This is a genomic window from Actinomyces radicidentis, from assembly GCF_001553565.1.
GTDB lineage: Bacteria > Actinomycetota > Actinomycetes > Actinomycetales > Actinomycetaceae > Actinomyces > Actinomyces radicidentis.
This window is the reverse complement of record NZ_CP014228.1, coordinates 633579-652279: the sequence shown is the minus strand read 5'-3', so window position 1 is coordinate 652279 and position 18701 is coordinate 633579. Positions and strand designations below refer to the sequence as shown.

Annotated in this window: 16 protein-coding genes; 8 read left to right on the top strand and 8 right to left on the bottom strand. The window is 72.7% G+C overall.

Going from position 1 to position 18701, the window contains the following annotated elements:
• Window positions 1-71: 71 nt before the first annotated feature.
• From AXF14_RS02815 to AXF14_RS02800, 4 genes are all read right to left on the bottom strand, one after another.
• Window positions 72-800, bottom strand: a complete 729-nt coding sequence (locus tag AXF14_RS02815; protein WP_084355303.1) for a response regulator — start codon at window positions 798-800, stop codon at window positions 72-74.
• Complete coding sequence (locus AXF14_RS02810) at window positions 782-2431, bottom strand: sensor histidine kinase (RefSeq protein ID WP_067943948.1); 1650 nt, start codon at window positions 2429-2431, stop codon at window positions 782-784. Before AXF14_RS02810 ends, AXF14_RS02815 begins: the two co-directional genes overlap by 19 nt.
• Window positions 2432-2517: 86 nt before the next feature.
• Window positions 2518-3366 (bottom strand): ABC transporter permease, encoded by an 849-nt coding sequence (locus tag AXF14_RS02805; RefSeq protein WP_084355302.1) that lies wholly within the window; start codon window positions 3364-3366, stop codon window positions 2518-2520.
• Window positions 3367-3417: 51 nt separating this feature from the next.
• Window positions 3418-4374 (bottom strand): ABC transporter ATP-binding protein, encoded by a 957-nt coding sequence (locus AXF14_RS02800; protein WP_067940674.1) that lies wholly within the window; start codon window positions 4372-4374, stop codon window positions 3418-3420.
• A 328-nt stretch (window positions 4375-4702) separates the two neighbouring features.
• Here AXF14_RS02800 and AXF14_RS02795 point away from each other — a divergent pair, with 328 nt between their 5' ends.
• From AXF14_RS02795 to AXF14_RS02775, 5 genes are all read left to right on the top strand, one after another.
• Window positions 4703-5695, top strand: coding sequence for a Bax inhibitor-1/YccA family protein (locus AXF14_RS02795; protein WP_067940670.1), 993 nt, complete (start codon window positions 4703-4705; stop codon window positions 5693-5695).
• Window positions 5696-5933: 238 nt separating this feature from the next.
• Complete coding sequence (locus AXF14_RS02790; RefSeq protein ID WP_067940668.1) at window positions 5934-6341, top strand: FKBP-type peptidyl-prolyl cis-trans isomerase; 408 nt, start codon at window positions 5934-5936, stop codon at window positions 6339-6341.
• Between the two features lie 233 nt (window positions 6342-6574).
• A complete protein-coding gene (gene ilvD, locus AXF14_RS02785; RefSeq protein WP_067940666.1) occupies window positions 6575-8461 on the top strand; it encodes a dihydroxy-acid dehydratase in 1887 nt (628 codons plus the stop codon).
• A gap of 138 nt (window positions 8462-8599) precedes the next feature.
• Window positions 8600-10153 carry a threonine ammonia-lyase, biosynthetic gene (gene ilvA, locus AXF14_RS02780; RefSeq protein WP_067940664.1) on the top strand — a complete coding sequence of 518 codons (1554 nt, stop codon included), beginning with the start codon at window positions 8600-8602 and terminating at the stop codon, window positions 10151-10153.
• Window positions 10154-10400: 247 nt separating this feature from the next.
• On the top strand, window positions 10401-10955 hold the full coding sequence (locus AXF14_RS02775; RefSeq protein ID WP_067940663.1) for an NADPH-dependent FMN reductase: 555 nt from the start codon (window positions 10401-10403) through the stop codon (window positions 10953-10955).
• 150 nt (window positions 10956-11105) lie between these two features.
• Here the strand turns inward: AXF14_RS02775 and AXF14_RS02770 are convergent, their stop codons facing one another.
• Window positions 11106-13172, bottom strand: coding sequence for an ABC-ATPase domain-containing protein (locus tag AXF14_RS02770; protein ID WP_084355301.1), 2067 nt, complete (start codon window positions 13170-13172; stop codon window positions 11106-11108).
• A gap of 38 nt (window positions 13173-13210) precedes the next feature.
• On the opposite strand from AXF14_RS02770, the gene AXF14_RS02765 reads away from it, so the two are divergent.
• Window positions 13211-13810, top strand: a complete 600-nt coding sequence (locus tag AXF14_RS02765; RefSeq protein WP_236755883.1) for a DUF5655 domain-containing protein — start codon at window positions 13211-13213, stop codon at window positions 13808-13810.
• Window positions 13811-14126: 316 nt separating this feature from the next.
• Here AXF14_RS02765 and AXF14_RS02760 read toward each other — a convergent pair whose 3' ends face one another.
• Window positions 14127-15026: an ArgP/LysG family DNA-binding transcriptional regulator gene (locus tag AXF14_RS02760; protein WP_236755880.1), complete on the bottom strand. Its 900-nt coding sequence runs from the start codon at window positions 15024-15026 to the stop codon at window positions 14127-14129.
• A 171-nt stretch (window positions 15027-15197) separates the two neighbouring features.
• On the opposite strand from AXF14_RS02760, the gene AXF14_RS02755 reads away from it, so the two are divergent.
• The gene (locus AXF14_RS02755) at window positions 15198-15758 is read left to right on the top strand and encodes a LysE/ArgO family amino acid transporter (RefSeq protein ID WP_084355300.1); all 561 of its coding nucleotides are present in this window, start codon (window positions 15198-15200) and stop codon (window positions 15756-15758) included.
• A gap of 147 nt (window positions 15759-15905) precedes the next feature.
• On the opposite strand, the gene AXF14_RS02750 is transcribed toward AXF14_RS02755, so the two are convergent.
• Together AXF14_RS02750 and msrA are read right to left on the bottom strand one after the other, a co-directional pair.
• The gene (locus tag AXF14_RS02750) at window positions 15906-16826 is read right to left on the bottom strand and encodes a hypothetical protein (RefSeq protein ID WP_067940654.1); all 921 of its coding nucleotides are present in this window, start codon (window positions 16824-16826) and stop codon (window positions 15906-15908) included.
• Window positions 16827-16890: 64 nt separating this feature from the next.
• Complete coding sequence (gene msrA / locus AXF14_RS02745; protein WP_067943943.1) at window positions 16891-17616, bottom strand: peptide-methionine (S)-S-oxide reductase MsrA; 726 nt, start codon at window positions 17614-17616, stop codon at window positions 16891-16893.
• Window positions 17617-17884: 268 nt separating this feature from the next.
• Here msrA and AXF14_RS02740 point away from each other — a divergent pair, with 268 nt between their 5' ends.
• Complete coding sequence (locus tag AXF14_RS02740) at window positions 17885-18700, top strand: hypothetical protein (protein ID WP_067940652.1); 816 nt, start codon at window positions 17885-17887, stop codon at window positions 18698-18700.
• Window position 18701: the final 1 nt, after the last annotated feature.

Sequence of the window (18701 nt, the reverse complement as noted above, 5' to 3'; positions counted from 1 at the left end):
AGGTCGCCGCCCGGATGGGTCTCTCAGGCCCTCGGGCCGCCCTCCAGGCGGCCTCACAAACTTGATCCCGCCTACGCCGTCAACCCCGTCTCATAGGCCACGACGACCGCCTGGACGCGGTCGCGCACGTCGAGCTTGGCGAGCACGTTCCCCACATGCGTCTTGACGGTCGTCGAGGACACGACGAGCTCGTCGGCGATCTCCTGGTTGGACAGGCCCTGAGCCATGAGCACGAGGATCTCCCGCTCCCGCGGCGTCAGCGAAGCGATGCGCGCGTCCTCGGCGGACTCCGCCGAGCCGTCGTCCGGCAGGGACGAGGCGAACATCTCGAGCATGCGCCGCGTGATCCGCGGGCTCACCACCGCCTCGCCGCTGGCCACCGTCCTGATCGCGTCCGCGAGCTCGGCCGGCCGCGTGTCCTTGAGGAGGAAGCCGCTCGCCCCGGCCCGCAGGCCCGCGAAGGCGTACTCGTCGAGGTCGAAGGTCGTGAGGATGAGGATCCGCGTCCCCGGGCACTGCGCGACGATCTGCGCCGTCGCATCGATCCCGTTCATCCCCGGCATGCGCACGTCCATGAGGATGACATCCGGGTGCAGGGCGCGCGCCTGCGCGATCGCCGTGGCCCCGTCGTAGGCCTCACCGACCACCTCTATGCCGTCCTCGGCCTCGAGCACCATCCGGAAGCCCATACGCATGAGCGCCTGGTCGTCGGCGAGGACCACCGTGACCGGCCCCCCGCCGCGGCCCGCGGCCCGCACCTCGTCGCTCCCGCCCGCCTCGTTCACCGGGGTGTCTGCCACGGCGCGCTCCCTTCGTCGTCCTCGTCCCAGCGCAGCACGGCGCGGACGCGCCAGCCGTCGGCGGTCGGTCCCGCCTGAACGGTGCCACCATAGACGGCAGCCCGCTCCTTCATCCCGATAAGCCCCTTTCCGGAGCCGTGCACCGGGGTCGACCCCGGCGCCGCGTCGTTCTCCACCGTGAGCACCGCGCGCCCCGTGAGCCGCTCGAGCCGCACCCGCACCCCGCGCGTCGTCGGCGCGTAGCGCAGCACGTTCGTCAGCGACTCCTGCGCGATCCGGTACACCGTGAGCTGGAGGCCCTTGTCCTCCGGCAGCTCGCAGCCCACCCGCTCGAAGCTCACCGGCACGCCCGCCGCCCGGAACCGGTCCACGAGCACCGCGAGGTCCGCCTGCTCCGGCGCCGGCGCCAGCGGTGTCATCCCGGTCGACGTGTCCCCCCGCTCATCCGTCGCGAGCCTGCGCAGGTCCGCGATCGGCGCGCTCGGCTCCACGGGAACCACCGTCCCCGGCGGCGTGAACTCCGGCACCGGCAGGTCCCGGACCACCGGGATCGTCGCCGTCCCGGGCGTTCCCGCCGTCGGCGCGCTCTGCCGGCGACCCGCCCGCTCCCGCAGCGGCCGCCTCGCCAGCGGGCCCCGGCCCCGGGCCGCGTCCGCGCTCCCGGCCTGGCCGGGCTGCGCCGTCGGCCCTGGGGGAGGGGGCGGAGCGGGCGCGGGAGCCGACGGCGCAACTGCCTCCGCCTCCCGCATCGCCTGTCGCATCGCCTCCCGGGCGGCCGGGTCCGAGGTGGCCCCGGGGTCGTCGCGCAGCACCCCCACGAGGCGGCGCGTGTCCGCCAGGGCCGAGCGGCCCGTCTCCGACAGGACCGTCAGCGCCTCCCGGGCCATCTGAGGGTTGCGCTCCAGGGCCGCCGAGGCGCCGTCGGCCATCGTGATCATGACGGCGAGGGAGTGGGCGACGATGTCGTGCATCTCGCGGGCGATGCGGCTGCGCTCGTTCGCGGCCGCGAGCTGCGTCTCCTGCTCGCGCACGAAGGCGAGGCGCTGCGTGCGCAGCTGCACCTGCGCCAGCTGGGCGTGCTGGATCCGGATGAGGAGGCCGGCCATCGTCCCGATGACGTAGACCAGCCCGTACGGGTTGACCACCGACCACAGGTCCACGGCCCGGAAGCCCGCCACGAGCGCCTGCTCGATGACCGCCACGGCCGTCGAGCCCGCGCAGGCGAGCCACGCCCACACGGCCCGGTGGCGCCCCGCCACCGCGGCCAGGACCAGCGGCACGCCGAGCAGCTCGATGCCCACCAGCGCATTCGACACGAAGGAGGTCCCCACGACCCCCAGGTCCATCCTCGCCATGTGGAGCAGCTGGTGGGCCAGGGGCAGCAGCGAGACCGCCAGCCAGGCCGCGACCGGGAAGCGGCGGCGCACCGCGAGCGCCTCCCAGCACAGGACCGCCGCGATGATCGACACCGGCCACAGCGGCCCGGGCACGCCCACCGGCGAGTACCGCATCGGCAGCAGCCCGAAGGGGATGTTGAGACCGACCACGGCCGACGCCAGGACGGCGTCGGCCAGGGCCGGGTGCGCGGTCTGCCAGCGCAGCGCGCGGGTGGCCGCGGGGGAGATGCTCATCGGGGTCTCCGGACCCCCGCGGGGCGTGGGCGGCTGCGGCATGCCACCATTCTCGCCTCCCGCGCGCTCACGGGCTGTCCCCTCCCTCAGGCGTCGCGCCGGGTGAAGGCGAGCCAGCCCGCCACGAGCGGCACGAGCACCCACGCCGCGAAGACGAGGACCGCCTGCGGGTGCGTGAGGATCCTCGTCGGGTCCGTCGGCGCCCAGCTCGACTGGACCTGGTGCGGGTCGATGACCGAGGTGACGACCACCGCCGGGGTGAAGTTGACGACCTTGCCGGCCCACTCCCAGAAGCTCGCCGCGATGGTGAGCGGGATGTTGATGACGAACATGAGGACGGTGACCATCGTGATCGAGCCGGCCGTGGAGCGGAAGAGGAAGCCCAGCCCCAGGCTCATGAGGGCGATGGCCGCGTAGGCCAGGCCGGTGCCCCAGACGTAGCCGAGGAAGGACGTGTTCGTCAGCGCCACGGCGCGGCCGCCCACGAACGGGGTCGACAGCGCCCACACGAGCAGGATCGAGAGCGCGCCCATGAGGAAGGACCACGCGGCGATGACGATCGCCTTCGCGGTGAAGGCCCGGCTTCGGCGCGGCACGGCCGCGAGCGTCGAGCGGATCTGCCCGGAGGAGTACTCGCCGGTGATGACGAGCGCCCCGAGCACGGCGACGACGATCTGGCCGAAGGTCGTCCCGATGATCGCCATCTTCCAGCCCTCGGCCCCCATGTACGTGGGGCCGGAGGCCTCGATGCAGGCGATGGTGCCGATGCCGGAGGTGAGCAGGACGGTGATGGCGCTCGTGATCCAGGTCGAGCGCAGGGTGCGCAGCTTGATCCACTCGGAGCGGATCGCGCGACCCAGGCTCTGGCGGCCGGCGACACGCCGGGCGGATCGGGGGACGGACAGGGGACTGGCGGTGGCGGATGAGGTGGTCATGGGTTTCCTCCCAGGAGGGGCCCGGCGGGCGGGCGGGGACGTGGGTCGGTGTCAGGCGGCGTGGGCGCCGGCGTAGGTGGTCTGCGCCGCGGCGGCGTGCGTGTTCTGGCCGGTCGCGTACTCGACCTCGCCGCCGGTGAGCTCGAGGTAGGCGTCCTCGAGCGAGGCCTGCTGGGTGACGAGCTCGTGCAGGACGATCCCGTGCGCGGCGGCGAGCTCGCCGATCCGGGCCGCGGGCGCCGTCGTCGTCGTGAGGACGCCTGGCTGGGGGGCCTCGACGGCGATGCGCTCGGTGGCGAGCACCGCCGCGAGCCGCTCGGCGTCCGGCGAGGCGACGCGCACGACGTTGCTCGTCGCCGCCGCGATGACCTCCTTGACCGGCCCCTGCGTGAGGATCCGGCCCCGCCCGATGACGAGGAGGTGGTCCGCGGTGAGCGCCATCTCGCTCATGAGGTGGGAGGAGATGAAGACGGTGCGGCCCTCGGCGGCGAGCGACCGGCAGGTCTCGCGGACCCACTTGACGCCCTCGGGGTCGAGGCCGTTGACCGGCTCGTCGAAGATGAGGACCCGCGGGTCTCCCAGGAGCGCGGCGGCGATGCCGAGGCGCTGCCCCATGCCGAGGCTGAAGCCCTTGACGCGCTTCTTCGCGACGGCGGTGAGGCCCGTGAGCTCGAGGACCTCGTCGACCCGGGAGACCGGGATGCCGTTGGACACGGCGAGCTGGGCGAGGTGGGCGCGGGCGGTGCGCGAGCCGTGCAGGCCCTTGGCGTCCAGGAGGGCGCCGACCTCGCACAGCGGGGCGGCGAGCTCCTTGTAGGCCTTGCCGTCGATGGTGACGTTCCCCTCCGTGGGGGAGTCGAGGCCCATGATCATGCGCATCGTGGTCGACTTGCCGGCGCCGTTGGGGCCGAGGAAGCCGGTGACGGTGCCCGGCTCCACGGTGAAGGAGACGTGGTCGACGGCGGTCTTGCGGCCATAGCGCTTGGTGAGGTCGGTTGCCTGGATCATGGACGTCCTTCGTGCGGGGGCGGGGGCGGGGCGGGCGAGGGCTCGCCGCGGCCTGTGGCACGAGGGTAGGGAGCGGCGCCGGGGGAGGGCGTCGGCCCCGGTGAGGAAACCGACCGGGCGGCCGCCTCGTCCGCGAGGAGGAGGCCGGTGGGGGAGGGGCCTGACAGGCTTCCCACGCGCCGGTGGGGAGGCCTCCCCGGGGAGCCGGTGCCCGCACGCGCCGGAATGTGGGGCAGGATGGCCGTGTTGGACCGGGAGAACCGGGGCGCGAGCGTCGCCCCACCGGTCACCACCTCCGTCCCCCCGCCTCCGAGAGGACACAGAAAAGATGAGCAACCCCTACTTCGACCGCGCGCCAGCCTTCCGCGAGGGCGGCTCGGGCGCCGGCACCGCGACCTCGCCCTCGCGCACGCCCAACGGCTACCCGACGATGCCCGGCTACCAGCCCGGTCACCAGTCCGGGGACGGCGCGCAGCGGTCCTACGGCCAGCAGTACGGACAGGCGCCCGCCTACGGGCAGTACGGACAGAGCCAGTACGGCCAGCAGTCCGGTTACGGGACCGTCCCGCCCGAGCAGGTCTCCGACCTCGAGCGCCAGTACGGCGCCCCCGCCGCCGGCAACGTCGACCGCGGCCTCATGACCTACGACGACGTTATCGTCCGCACCGCGGGCATCTTCGCCGTCATCGTCGGCGTCGGCGCCGTCTCCTGGTTCCTCGCGACCAACCCGGCCACGTACGCCCTCGGCGCACTCGCCATGATCGTGGGGTGCCTCGGCTCCCTCGTCATGGGCCTGGTCAACTCATTCAAGAAGGTCCCGAGCCCGGCCCTCATCATCACCTACGCGGTCTTCGAGGGCGCGATGCTCGGAGCCGTCTCCGGCGTCGTCAACCTCCGGGCCCCCGGCGTCGTCATCGAGGCCGTCCTCGCGACGCTCGCGACCTTCGCCGTCATGCTCGTCGCCTACAAGGTCGGCGGCTTCCGAGTCCAGGGCAAGGCGGCGAGGATCCTCGTCATCGCCATGGGCGGTTACGCCCTCTTCGCGCTGGTCAACCTCGTCCTGCAGCTCACCGGCGTGCTCGGCGGCTGGGGCCTGTACGACGTGACCTTCATGGGGATCCCGCTCGGCATCGTCATCGGCGCCGTGGCCATCCTCATGGCGGCCTTCAGCCTCGCCATGGACTTCGAGTCCATCCAGCGCGGCGTCGAGCGCGGCCTGCCGCGCGTCTACGCCTGGGCCGGCGCGTTCGGCCTCGTCGTCACCCTCGTGTGGCTCTACGTGGAGTTCCTCCGCATCCTCGCCATCCTGCGCGACAACTGACGCGCCGCTCGCCGCGGGGCCTCAGACCCCGCCGACGACCCCTCCCGCAGCCCGCCCGGCCCCGTGCCCGGCGGGCTGCGGCGCGCCCGGGACGGCGGCGCGTTCCGTGAACGGGGCGCCGCGCGCACGAGGTGGCCGCGCACCCGGCGCGGCGCCGCCCGGTTCGCCCCTGGCCGACGAGGCGGCGCGGGCGCCGTCGTCGGTTCCGCGCGCGGGCCACCTCCCGTAGCCTGGCCGCATGATCAACACGCACATGCCGTCCGTCGAGGGCGCCAAGGGCACCAAGCCCGTCCTCTCCTTCCCCTCCGACGAGGCCCCCGAGGGCCTGCAGATCCAGGTGCTCGACGAGGGCACCGGCGACGTCGTCGAGGCCGGCGACCACATCGTCTGCCACTACCTGGGGCAGTCCTGGGGCGGCGACGTCTTCGACAACTCCTACGACCGCGGCGCCCCGCTCGACTTCCAGATCGGCGTCGGCATGGTCATCCGCGGCTGGGACGACGGCCTCGTCGGCCAGCGCGTCGGCTCCCGTGTCCTGCTGTCCATCCCCTCCGAGCTCGGCTACGGCGACCGCGGCGTCCCGCAGGCCGGCATCCGCGGCGGCGACACCCTCGTCTTCGTCACGGAGATCCTCGGCGTCATGTGAGCCCTGCCGGGCCGGCTCGTCGCGGCGAGCCGACCGGCACGGTCCCCACGGCGCCCCGGCGCACCCCCAGCGGTGCCGCCGGGGCGCCGTCGCGCGCGGGCGGACGAGGGGCGCCCGGCGGACGCCGCCCGCGCCGTCGTCGGCCCCGGGTCCAGTGAGCGACCCCTCGTCCGGGGTGCCGGACCCCGCCGCTACCCTGGAGGCAGCACCCACCCACATCGTCAGGAGCACCCATGCCGCAGTACCGCAGTGCCACCTCCACCTCCGGCCGGAACATGGCCGGCGCGCGCGCCCTCTGGCGCGCCACCGGCGTCAAGGACGGCGACTTCGGCAAGCCGATCATCGCGATCGCGAACTCCTTCACCTCCTTCGTCCCCGGCCACGTCGGCCTGCGCGACGTCGGCAAGATCGTCGCCGAGCAGGTCGAGGCCGCCGGCGGCATCGCCAAGGAGTTCAACACCATCGCGGTGGACGACGGCATCGCCATGGGCCACGACGGCATGCTCTACTCCCTGCCCAGCCGCGACCTCATCGCGGACTCGGTCGAGTACATGGTGGGCGCCCACACCGCCGACGCCCTCGTGTGCATCTCCAACTGCGACAAGATCACGCCCGGCATGCTCATGGCGGCCCTGCGCCTCAACATCCCCACGATCTTCGTCTCCGGCGGCCCCATGGAGTCCGGCAAGGTCACCGCCGCGGACGGCACCACCCGCAAGCTCGACCTCATCGACGCGATGATGGACGCCGCCGACCCCACCGTCTCCGATGACACCATCTCCGCCATCGAGCGCCTCGCCTGCCCCACCTGCGGCTCCTGCTCCGGCATGTTCACCGCCAACTCCATGAACTGCCTCACCGAGGCCCTCGGCCTCGCCCTCCCCATGAACGGCACCCTGCTCGCCACCCACTCCGACCGCGGCGAGCTCTTCAAGGACGCCGGCCGCCAGATCGTCGAGATCACCAAGGCCTACTACGAGGACGACGACGCCTCCGTCCTCCCGCGCTCCATCGCCACCAAGCCCGCCTTCGAGAACGCCATGAGCCTCGACATCGCCATGGGCGGCTCGACCAACACGGTCCTGCACCTGCTGGCCGCCGCCCAGGAGGGTGAGGTCGACTTCAAGATGGCCGACATCGACCGCCTCTCCCGCCAGGTCCCGCACCTGTCCAGGCTCGCGCCGTCGACGAACGTCTACCACGTCGAGGACTGCCACCGCGCCGGCGGCATCATGGGCATCCTCGGCGAGCTCGACCGCGCCGGCCTGCTCGACACCTCCGTCACGAACGTCCTGCACGAGACCCTCGCCGAGGAGCTCGCCCAGTACGACATCGCCCGCCCCGGCGCCGACGGCGTCCCCGGCTCCGACGTCGCCCCTGAGATCCTCGAGCGCTACCACGCCGCCCCCGCGGGCGTGCGCACCACCGAGATGTTCTCCCAGTCCTCCCGCTGGGAGACCCTGGACACCGACCGCGAGAACGGCTGCATCCGCTCCAAGGAGCACGCCTACTCCCAGGACGGCGGCCTCGCCGTCCTCTTCGGGAACGTCGCCGAGAAGGGCTGCATCGTCAAGACCGCGGGCGTCGACGCCTCGATCCTCACCTTCTCCGGCAACGCCGTCGTCTTCGAGTCCCAGGAGGACGCCGTCGACGGCATCCTCCACCAGAAGGTCAAGGCCGGCGACGTCGTCGTCATCAACCACGAGGGACCCCGCGGCGGCCCGGGCATGCAGGAGATGCTGTACCCGACCACGTACATCAAGTCGATGCACCTCGGTAAGGAGTGCGCCCTCATCACCGACGGCCGCTTCTCCGGCGGCACCTCGGGCCTGTCCATCGGCCACGTCTCCCCGGAGGCGGCCGCGGGGGGCCTCATCGGTCTGGTCGAGACCGGCGACCGCATCGAGATCGACATCCCGAACCGCAGCATCGAGCTCAAGGTGGACGAGGCGGAGATCGCCCGCCGCCGCGCCGCCGAGGAGGAGCGCGGGGACGACGCGTGGAGCCCGCACGTGAGTCGCCCGCGCAAGATCTCGACGGCCCTGCGCGCCTACGCGATGCTCGCGACCAGCGCCGACGTCGGTGCCGTCCGCGACGTCACCAAGCTCCCGCGCTTCTGAGCTCCCCGCCGAGATCGGGACATCCTGATCTCGAGATCGGGACATCCTGCTCGGTGAGCGAGCGCCCGGCGTGCTGGACCCCACGGTCCGGGGCGCCGTGTCGTCGGCCCGGCGTGCCGCCCGACTACCCTGGGCGCCGTGAACGAGCTGACGAGCAACGGCACCGACTGGGACTCCGCGACCTACCTGCGGGAGGTCCTCAAGGCCCCCGTGTACGAGGCCGCCGAGCACACGCCCCTCCAGGAGATGCCCGCCCTCTCGGCCCGCCTCGGCAACCGCGTCGCTGTCAAGCGCGAGGACCTCCAGGCCGTCCACTCCTTCAAGATCCGCGGCGCCTACAACGCCATGCACGCCCTCTCCGACTTGCAGCGCGCCCGCGGCGTCATCACGGCGTCCGCCGGCAACCACGCCCAGGGAGTCGCCCGCTCCGCGAGCCTCCTCGGCGTCACCGCCACCATCGTCATGCCGACCGTCACCCCGCGCATCAAGGTCGACGCCGTCCGTGCGCTCGGCGGCGAGGTGGTCCTCTCCGGCGACAACTTCGACGCCGCCAAGGCCGAGGCCGTCCGCCTCGCCGACGCCGAGGGCCTCACCTTCATCCCGCCCTTCGACGACCCCCACGTCATCGCCGGCCAGGGCACGATCGGCCTCGAGCTCATCCAGCAGGACGCCGAGCTGGACCGCGTCTTCGTGCCCGTCGGCGGCGGCGGCCTCGTCTCCGGGGTCGCCGTCCTCATCAAGGCCCTCATGCCGCACGTCGCCGTCATCGGCGTCGAGCACGAGGAGTCCGCCTGCCTCAGCGCCGCCCTCGACGCCGGCGAGCCCGTCACCCTGGAGCGGGTCGGCCTCTTCGCGGAGGGCGTCGCCGTGCGCCGCATCGGCGACGAGACCTTCCGCGTCTGCTCCGCGCTCCTCGACGACGTCGTCACCGTCTCCTCCGACGAGACCTCCGCCGCCGTGCGCGACCTCTTCGAGGACGTCCGCGCCGTGCCCGAGCCCTCCGGCGCCATCGCGCTCGCGGGCCTCAAGAAGTACGTGGCCGAGCACGAGCTCGCCGGGGAGCGCCTCGCCTGCGTCCTGTCGGGCGCCAACCTCAACTTCCACCAGCTGCGCTACATCTCGGAGCGAAGTGAGATCGGTGAGCAGCGTGAGGCGATCCTCGGCGTCACCATCCCCGAGGAGCAGGGAGAGTTCCTGCGCTTCGCCTCGGTCCTCGGCGGACGGGCCGTCACGGAGTTCAACTACCGCGTGGGTGCGGCCGACGACGGCGCGCCGGCGAGGATCTTCGTCGGTGTGCGGCTCACGCGCGGCCGGGAGGAGAGCACCGGGATCGTCGCGGACCTCGAGAGGGCCGGCTACGGCGTCGTCGACCTGACCGAGGACGAGCTCGCCAAGGTGCACGTGCGCTCGATGATCGGCGGGCGCGCGCCGGCAGGGTTGGCCGAGCGGCTCTTCAGCGTCGAGTTCCCGGAGGCGCCGGGCGCTCTCGTCCGCTTCCTCGAGGTGCTCGGGACCCGCTGGAACATCACGCTCTTCCACTACCGCACGGACGGTGCCGACTACGGGCGGATCCTCTGCGCCTTCGAGGCGGGCGCCGACGACGGCGAGCTGACCGAGCACATGGACCGTCTCGGCTACGCGTACCACGAGGAGACGGAGGACCCGTCCGCGCGTTTCTTCCTGTCGCACTGACGGCGGCGCCGGGAGGCCGCGCGACAGGTCCCGACCGAGCTCAGCGAGCAGGGTGCCCCGATCTCGAGGTCAGGATGTCCCGATCTCGGTGCGTTTGCGCTGGATGCGGGCGGCCGACTGAGCGGGGACTGAGAGGCTGGGGTCATCACTGTGTCGCGAATCATGGGCTGAGACTTTGTTGAATCATCTACTTCTCCCCTACGGTACTTCACGTCTCAAGTACTTCGTTCCCTGCAAGGAGCTCTCCATGAAGATCGCCATCATCTCAGCCTCCGTCCGCCCCGCCTCCGTCGGCCGTCCCGTCGCCGACTGGGTCGCCGAGAAGGCCAACACCGTTGAGGGCGTCCAGGTCGACGTCGTCCGCGTCGCCGACTTCAACCTCCCGCTCTTCGCTGAGGACTACCCGACCGCCATGCGCCCCGCGCAGGACCCGACCGCCGTCGAGTGGAACGAGACCCTCGCCGCCTACGACGGCTACATCATCGTCACCCCCGAGTACAACCACTCCATCCCCGGCGCCCTCAAGAACGCCATCGACTTCATCTCCCCGGCCACCCTCGCGAACAAGACCGTCGGCCTCGTCGCCTACTCCTTCTCCGCTGGCCACCGCCCGATCGAGCACCTGCGCCAGATCCTCGCCACCTTCACCACCGGCGTCGTCCGCGAGCAGGTCAACCTCCACCTCGCCAGCGACTTCAAGAACATGAGCGAGTTCGCCCCGGCCGACTTCCACGACGCCGAGGTCCCCACCATGGTCTCCTCGATGGTCGCCCTCGACGGCGCCCTTGCCACCCTGCGCTGAGCCGCTGAGAGCTCCCGGCGTCGAGGCGCCGCCGCCCAGACAGCCCGAACCGGCCCGCCACCCCTCTCGGGGCGGCGGGCCGGTTCGTCGTGCGGCTAGGAGCTGGGGCGGGGGAGGCCGTCGTTGCGCCGCGCCGACGGCGCGTGGTGCTCAGACCGTCTCGGTCTCCGCCACGTCGTCGTCCTCGCCCGACTCGGCGAGCTCGAGGCTCCGGTACCGGTTGACCGCCGCGGCGACGTCGACCGCCCGCGGGCGCGTCAGGAAGGCGGGGCGCTCGGTGCGGCCGCCCAGCGCGTCGAGGCCCTCGTCGTCGAGCAGCGCGTCGAGGTCCTCGAGGCACTCGGTGAGCGTCGACTCGCCGTCGAAGCGACGCTCGAGCAGCGCGCGCAGCGCCCGGGCGATCGCCTCCGCCTGGCCCGGGTCGACGATCCCCGCCACATCGGAGACGTCGATCTCCTCGCGGTCCAGGCTCAGTGCCTCCGTCCCGCGGGAGCGGACCTTGACCGGGCCGCGCCGGTCGGCGTCGTCGAGCCCCGGCAGGGGGACGCGGCCCGCCGCCTCACCGAAACCGGTCAGCGCCGTCGCCTCGCGCGGGGAGGCGGCCGCGACCTCGTGCGCCCGCTCGGTGGCGTCCTCGAGACGGTAGGAGTCCATGAGGAGGACGCGGTCGGCGACGTCGAGGTAGTCCCCGGAGCCGCCCATGACGAGCACCGTCGAGACTCCCCGGTCCTCCGCCAGGGCGGAGACGCGGTCGACGAGCGGCGTGATCGGCTCGCGCTCGGCGGCGACGAGCTCGCGCATGCGGGCGTCGCGGATGAGCAGGTTCGTGGCCGAGGTGTCCTCGTCGAGCAGCAGCGCGCTCGCGCCGGCCTCCACCGCCTCGATGATCGAGGCGGCCTGCGAGGTGGAGCCGGAGGCGTTCTTCGTCGTGAAGGAGGCCGTGTCGCGCCCGCCGGGCAGGTGCGAGATGAAGGGCGTGAGGTCGACGCCGGTGACGGCGCGGCCGTCGGCGGCCCGGACCTTGACGGCGCTCGGCGCGGTGGCGACGAGCTCGCGGCCGTCCCCGGGCACGTGCGGGTAGACGCCCCGCTCGATCGCGGTGAGCAGCGTGGACTTGCCGTGGTAGCCGCCGCCGACGACGAGGGTGACGCCCGCGCCGATGACGGTTCCGCGCACCGCGCCCGCGTGGGGCAGTGTCACCGAGGCGGCGAGGGACTCCGGGGCGGTGAGCGCTACGGCGCCCGAGCGCATGGGCTCGTCGGAGACGCCGGACCGGCGGGGGAGGAGGGAGCCGTCGGCGAGGAAGGCCACCCAGCCGTTCGACTCGACGGCGCGGGTGAGCGCCCGGTGGTCCTCGAGGGCGGCGAGGTGGGCGCGCAGGCGCTCGGCGCGCTTCCCGCTGAGGTCAAGGGCCGTGTCCAGGGCGCGCGGCAGGTCGAGGCTGACGATCCGGGCGGCCTCACGGCCCTGGATGGAGCGGCCGCGAGCAGGCAGGGCCAGGCGGGCGCGGATCTCGAGGGAGGCGGCGCTCGCGGCGGCGCCGTCGGACCGTGCGTCGGTCGCGTCGTCGCCGGCCTCACGCTCGTCGCCGTCGCCGTCGCCGTCGCCGTCGGCGACGACGAGGACGCTGGAGCGCTCGAGGATCTCCTGGCCCGGCGAGGCGATGGACAGCGCCGTCCCGCGGAAGGCGGCGTGCAGCTCCCGCGTGAGGAAGTCGCCCACGGCGATCCGCCGGTCGCGCGTCGAGAGCAGGTCCTCCGCGGTGAGCACGGCGAGGCCCGGCACGCTCAGCGGCACCTCGAGGTGGACGCGGCTCGGCGGCGCGTAGGGGTCCGGCTGGACGCGGTCGATGACGAGCGCCCAGCCTTCCGGTGCCTCGTACCTACCGACGATCGCCTTGTAGGCGGCGTAGGAGCGCGAGTCGAGGGCGTGGAGGTGGCCGACGAGGTCGCTGAGCGCGCCCTCGCGGGGCTCGTCGTCGTAGTCCCGGCGCCGTCCGCGGTCCTGGTAGCCGTTGCCGTAGCCGCCGTGTCTCCCCGAGTGGCGGTCGTCGCGACCACCTCGGTACCCGCCGCCGTTGCCGCCGCGACCCCGGTAGCCGCGATCGCCGTCCCGACTCCCGCTCCGCGCGCCGTCGTAGCCGCGCCCGCCCAAGCGCCCGTCATCGCGCCCGCGGTGTCCCGATCCGTGGGGCTCCCTGTCGTCGTATCCACTCATGGCGCCGATCCTGGCACAGGCTGCGGCACACTCCTCCCATGGAACCCAGCGACATGATGGCCGCCGTCTCCGCCACCCTCGCGGAGCGCACCGGCCGCAGCCTCGAGCAGTGGGGCGAGGCCGTCCAGGCCCAGGCCGCCACCGGCGCCTTCGACGTCCTCGACCAGAAGGCCGTGCGCGCCTGGCTCAAGTCCGAGCACGGGATGGCGCAGAACTCGCAGTGGGCGGTCGCCGACGCCGCCCGCGCGGCCGGCTGGGAGCCGCCCACCGTCGAGGAGTACACGGAGGCGATGTACGCCGGGGGGAAGGCCGCCGCCCGGCCGCTGCACGACGCCGTCGTCGAGGCGGCCTGCACGCTCGGCGACGTCGAGGCGCAGGGGCGCGGCACCTACGTCCCGCTCGTCCACCACTCGCAGTTCGTGACCGTCGGCCCCGGCTCCTACGGGCGGCTCAAGGTCGGCTTCCGGTTCCGCGACGCCGTCCCCGAGGACGCGCGGCTCGAGCCCGCGAAGGGCTTCGCGCAGGCGACCCATGTCATCCAGGTGGCGCCGGTCGGCGAGGACGGCGCAGCTGCCGACCCGTCCGAGCTGGCCCGCTCTCTCGAGCCTCTCCTGCGGGCCGCCTGGGAGCAGAACTAGTCCACGCCGGGCATCCTGCGCTCCGAGCTGGCGTGACCTGGTGCGCATCCGGCGGACCGGGTGCCGTTCCCCGGCGTGCGGACGGGGCGCGTGGTCTCGGAGCACCTCGAGAGGCGTGCTCGATGCTGTGCCGGCGCCCCTTGCACACGCGAGTCGCCCCGTCGGCGCAGCAATCCGGGCCTTCTCCTGTGATGGGTGGGGCGATCGATGCCTCCCGTGTGCAACGGCAGGCTGGATGCACGCGGGAGACCCGGGGCGTCACAGCTGGACCGCGGTATCCCGCGGGCCACGTTCGCTCGCGTGTGCAGCGCGCGCCTCACTTGGCTGCGAAGGCCTCGGCGACGTCGTCGCTGAGGGCGTCGAGGCTTGGTGAGGTGATCGACCAGCGGTGCCAGAAGAGCTCGCGGTCCACCGGCTCCAGCCCGGGCACCGCTGCGAGGGTCGGGTGCGCCGCGAGCTGGCCCGGCGGGAGCATGCCCCAGCCGAGGCCCGCCTCGATGGCCGCCGCGAAGCCCGCCGCGGTCGGGACGAGGGCCCGTGGTCGCTGCGGCGGGAGACCGGCCGCTGCGAGCGCGAGGTCCTGGAGGTCGTCGTCCGCGTCGAAGCGGACGGTCGGCAGGTCGCCGGCTGTCGGCTCGTGACCGAGGGTGCGCCGCGTCCGCTCCAGCAGCGCCGGCGCGATCGAGGGCGTGTAGCGCAGCGTCCCGAGCCGGGTCGCGCGGCAACCGGCCACGCGGGCGCCGGTCGTGGAAACCGCGCACATGACGCGGCCCGAGCGCAGGAGCTCGGCGGTCCGCTTCTCGTCGGCGACGACGAGCTCGAGCACGACGTCGCGATCCGCGGCCCGCCTGAGCAGCCCGGTGAACCAGGTCTGGAGGGAGTCCGCGTTGACGGCGACCGAGGGGCGCACCGGCGCCGTCGAGGCTCCCGGCGCTTCACCGTCGGTCGGCTCGAGCTCGAGCTCGCCCGCCATCTCCTGAGCGAGGAGCGCCTGCTGCCGGGCGTAGCGCAGGACGACGGCGCCGTCGTCGGTCATCGTGGACGGCGTCCCGCGGCTGACGAGGATTCGGCCGAGCGAGGCCTCCAGCGCCCGGACCCGCTGGCTCACCGCGGAGGTGGAGACTCCCAGCGAGCGGGCGGCCGCCTCGAAGGTGCCGTGGGTGGCGATGGCGTCGAGCGCTGCGAGCTGGTCCGGGTGCATGAAGGATGTCTTCACGGCCTGAAGATTATCGCGCTGGTCTTCATCGGAGGCGTCGCCCTAATCTCGCTGTCGTGCTCACTCCCGCGCTCGCTGCCTTCGCGCCCCCTGACCGCCGCGCCCTCCCTCGCTACCGGCGTCCCCGCCTCGGGCGGCCTGGCCCCGGCCCTCACGGGCTTCGGGACCGGCATGGGGCTCATCGTCGCGATCGGCGCGCAGAACGCCTGGGTGCTTCGTCAGGGCGTGCGCCGTGAGCACATCGGGCTCGTCATCGTCATCTGCGCGCTGAGCGACCTCATCCTCATCGCCGTCGGCACCGGCGCGATCGGCGTCGTCTCCGCCCTTGCGCCGTGGGTGCTCGAGGTGCTGCGCTGGGCCGGCGTCGTCTACCTGCTGGCCTTCGCCGTGAGCTCCTTCCGCTCTGCCCTCAAGCCCGGGTCGCTCGAGGCCTCCGAGCCGCAAGGCGCCTCCTCCGTCGCGGTGACGACGCTGGCTCTCACCTGGCTCAACCCGCACGTCTACCTCGACACCGTCCTCATGCTCGGCACGGTGACGAACAACTTCGGCGCCCTGCGCTGGTGGGCGGCCCTTGGCGCCGGCATGGCATCGATCGTCTGGTTCACCGGGCTGGGGCTCGGCGCGCGGGCGCTGTCGAAGCCGCTGTCGAGCGAGCGGACCTGGCGCGTCGTCGACGTCCTCGTCGGCTGCGTCATGATCGCGGTCGCCGTCCACCTCGCCATGGGCGCCTGAACCCCAGCGGGCAGCCGCCACCGCGCTCGCTGCCCCGCCCACCGAGCTCGCCGAGCCGGTTTGGGCCACTTGGCGCGCTTTGGACCATCTGAGCCGCCGGTGGTCCGAGCACTGGCACGTGGTCCAAACCCGGAGAGGGGTGACGGTTCAAGGTCGGTTGACGCCGGACCAGTCCCCGTAGCCGACGGCCTCGGGCGAGACGGACCTCGGCTGGAGCTGCCGCAGCGAGAGCTCGCCGTCCGGCTCGAGCGCCTCGCCGGCGGCGTCACGCTCCGCGATGAGCCGGCGGACCCGTGGCACGGCCTCCGTCGGCAGGTCCATGCCGAGGCCGACCATCTGCGCGGAGGTGCGGAGGAACAGGTTGTCGGAGTCGTGGCGCTGCGAGTCGGCGGCCGCGCGCTCGGTCTCCGAGGCGGCTGCCCATGGCCCGCCCGCCGTCCCCGCGGTGCTGCCCGGGTCGGCGCGGCGCAGCATGCCGAGGAGGACGGTGATGACGCCGCGCAGGGCGAGCGGGTTCCAGACCTTGGCGATGCGCACGACGGTCGTCCTCGGCATGCGGCGGACGACCTCGACCATGCGCTTCACCTCGCCAGTGCGGGGCTCGGTCGGCGTGATGAAGAGGTTCGCCGCCTCGTGCCCCGTCCACTCCTCGGCGTAGGCCTCGAGCTCCGCCTCATTCATGGACTGCCACGAGGGGTCCTCCATCGCGGCCCGGAGGTTGAGCAGGAGGAGCTGGGCGGTGAGGGGCTCGACGCCGAGCGTCTCGAGCGAGATCCCCTCGACCTCGAGGCCCTTGAGCGCCTGCTCGGCGACGGGGAGACCGAGGCGGCCGGCGACCTCGAGGCAGCCCTTGACCTCGGCCAGCTCGGCGTCGGACAGGGGCGGCCTCGTCCCGTCGGCGAGTCGACGGTCGCCGTCGAGCGGGCCGTCGAGGCGGGCGACGGTGCGGCGAAGCTCGGGCAGACCGGCGACGTCGTGCTCGGCGACGCCGAGGGCGAGCAGGAGCTCGCCGGCGGCCTGCCAGAGGAAGTCCTCGTCGTGCATCCACGACGTGTCGAGCTCGGGCACGGGTTCTCCTCCGTAGTGGGCGGGGCGGTGGCGGACGGACCGGGGCGGGCTCGGTGGCAGGGGCTCAGACCTCCGGAGCGTCCTCGGGGGCGAGGACGTCGGTCTGCGCGGGCAGGTTGGCGACGCCGACGGGGCAGGTGACGCCGTTGGGGCCGTGGTTGCAGTAGCCGTCGGGGTTCTTCTCGAGGTAGCCCTGGTGGTAGTCCTCGGCGAGGTAGAAGGGGCCCCCGAACTCCGAGTAGAGGGAGTCGGCCGGGTCGATCGTGGTGACGCAGGTGCCGAGGCCCAGGCGCGTCAGCTCGCCCTGGAAGAGGTCGCGGACCTCGTGTGCGGCGGTCTCCTGCGCGGGCGTGGTGGTCCAGACGGCGGAGCGGTACTGGGTGCCGATGTCGTTGCCGTGGCGGTTGAGGTGCGTGGAGTCGTGGTTCTCCCAGTACGTGCGCAGGAGGGCCTGCGCGCCCTCGCCGACGACGGCGGGGTCGTAGACGACCCGGACGGTCTCGGCGTGCCCGGTCTGGCCGGTGCAGACCTCGCGGTAGGTGGCGTTGGGGGTGGTGCCGCCCATGTAGCCGACGGCGGTGTTGATGACGCCGGGCTGGCGCCACAGGATGCGCTCGACGCCCCAGAAGCAGCCGGCGGCAAGGTAGATGACGCGGGAGCCCTCGGGCCAGGGGCCATCGATGGGGGTGTGGAGGACGACCTGGTCGCCGGGCTCGGGGAGGAGGGTCTCCTCGCGGCCGGGGATGAGGGGGTTGCGGGCGGGTGCGGCGTTCGTGGTGCTGCTCGACATGCCGGTCACGCTACCGCGTGCGCGACCTCGGTCCCGACGGCTTCCACTGAGCGCGAGCGGGGAAATCGTCGGGAGGCTGCCCGTGCGTGGTGTGGTTCAAAGCGCGGCACAGACCGCATGGTTCATCGGTGGAGCGGGCGAAGTCCTGCGGGACGCCTATGTGGTCAATGCGGCTCCGCATTGCCTGGCAATTGTATGCCCGGGCTCATTCCCGATCGGCTCTGGGCGCCCCGTCTCCTGATCCTGTATCCCTCGGAAGGGACCTCCCATGAGAGTCCCTCAAAGACTGAGGACCCGGCAGAGGAAGGCGCTGGCCGCACTGTCGGCGCTCGTCCTCGGTGCCACCGGTGTCGTCGGTGCGACGGCGGCCCTGTCGCCGTCCGCGACAGCAGACGCCGCGCATGGCGACCCTATGAGCTGGAACGCGACGGTCTCCTTGATCGCTGCACCGGGGTCGACCATCAAGGCGACGGGCACCGTGACGGTGGGCCGAGTCGTCGATGAGGCGTGGAACGCAGGCGACCCCGTCAGCTACTACATTGACGCCAACGGTGTCGAGCACCCCGCGCTTGACGCAGCGCACCGCAGCAGCGTCGTGCCCGGCGAGGGCGTGTGCACCTTCCGGGACGAGTACACGTTCAAGACGGACGGTAGCGGCGACCACGGCGCTTACGTAGACGGCATCACCATGGAGCTCAACGACAATAGGGACGCGCTCGACTACGCGGGCAGCAGCGCGGTGCGAGCTCTGAGGCCTCACATCGACGGCGTCACGCTCACCCTCGACGGTAACGACGTCCTTGGACAGGCGGGCACCAGCCTGGGCCTGACCGACATCGATCAGAACTATGACCACGTTCGAGACGATGACGCTACCGACGTCGACACGTTCGTGACGCGGGTCGCCGTCTCCGATGACAACGGCAACGTCACCGGCTACGAGAACGCTCCCGGCTATTCCTCGTACGAAGGAGCGTCGATCCAGTTCGGCGACGCCAGTGCGAACGCGCAGAGCCTCACCTCTCCGCTCTGGATCCGTCACTCGAGCACCTTCGTACTCGGCATGACCTACACCGCTCCGTGAT

What these genes read in the sequence shown, in the direction of transcription:
- AXF14_RS02810 (WP_067943948.1), bottom strand. Translation starts at nt 2,431, where the DNA reads ATGAGCATCTCCCCCGCGGCCACCCGCGCGCTGCGCTGGCAGACCGCG.
- AXF14_RS02805 (WP_084355302.1), bottom strand. Translation starts at nt 3,366, where the DNA reads ATGACCACCTCATCCGCCACCGCCAGTCCCCTGTCCGTCCCCCGATCC.
- AXF14_RS02800 (WP_067940674.1), bottom strand. Translation starts at nt 4,374, where the DNA reads ATGATCCAGGCAACCGACCTCACCAAGCGCTATGGCCGCAAGACCGCC.
- AXF14_RS02795 (WP_067940670.1), top strand. Translation starts at nt 4,703, where the DNA reads ATGAGCAACCCCTACTTCGACCGCGCGCCAGCCTTCCGCGAGGGCGGC.
- AXF14_RS02790 (WP_067940668.1), top strand. Translation starts at nt 5,934, where the DNA reads ATGATCAACACGCACATGCCGTCCGTCGAGGGCGCCAAGGGCACCAAG.
- ilvD (WP_067940666.1), top strand. Translation starts at nt 6,575, where the DNA reads ATGCCGCAGTACCGCAGTGCCACCTCCACCTCCGGCCGGAACATGGCC.
- AXF14_RS02775 (WP_067940663.1), top strand. Translation starts at nt 10,401, where the DNA reads ATGAAGATCGCCATCATCTCAGCCTCCGTCCGCCCCGCCTCCGTCGGC.
- AXF14_RS02770 (WP_084355301.1), bottom strand. Translation starts at nt 13,172, where the DNA reads ATGAGTGGATACGACGACAGGGAGCCCCACGGATCGGGACACCGCGGG.
- AXF14_RS02765 (WP_236755883.1), top strand. Translation starts at nt 13,211, where the DNA reads ATGGAACCCAGCGACATGATGGCCGCCGTCTCCGCCACCCTCGCGGAG.
- AXF14_RS02755 (WP_084355300.1), top strand. Translation starts at nt 15,198, where the DNA reads ATGGGGCTCATCGTCGCGATCGGCGCGCAGAACGCCTGGGTGCTTCGT.
- msrA (WP_067943943.1), bottom strand. Translation starts at nt 17,616, where the DNA reads ATGTCGAGCAGCACCACGAACGCCGCACCCGCCCGCAACCCCCTCATC.
- AXF14_RS02740 (WP_067940652.1), top strand. Translation starts at nt 17,885, where the DNA reads ATGAGAGTCCCTCAAAGACTGAGGACCCGGCAGAGGAAGGCGCTGGCC.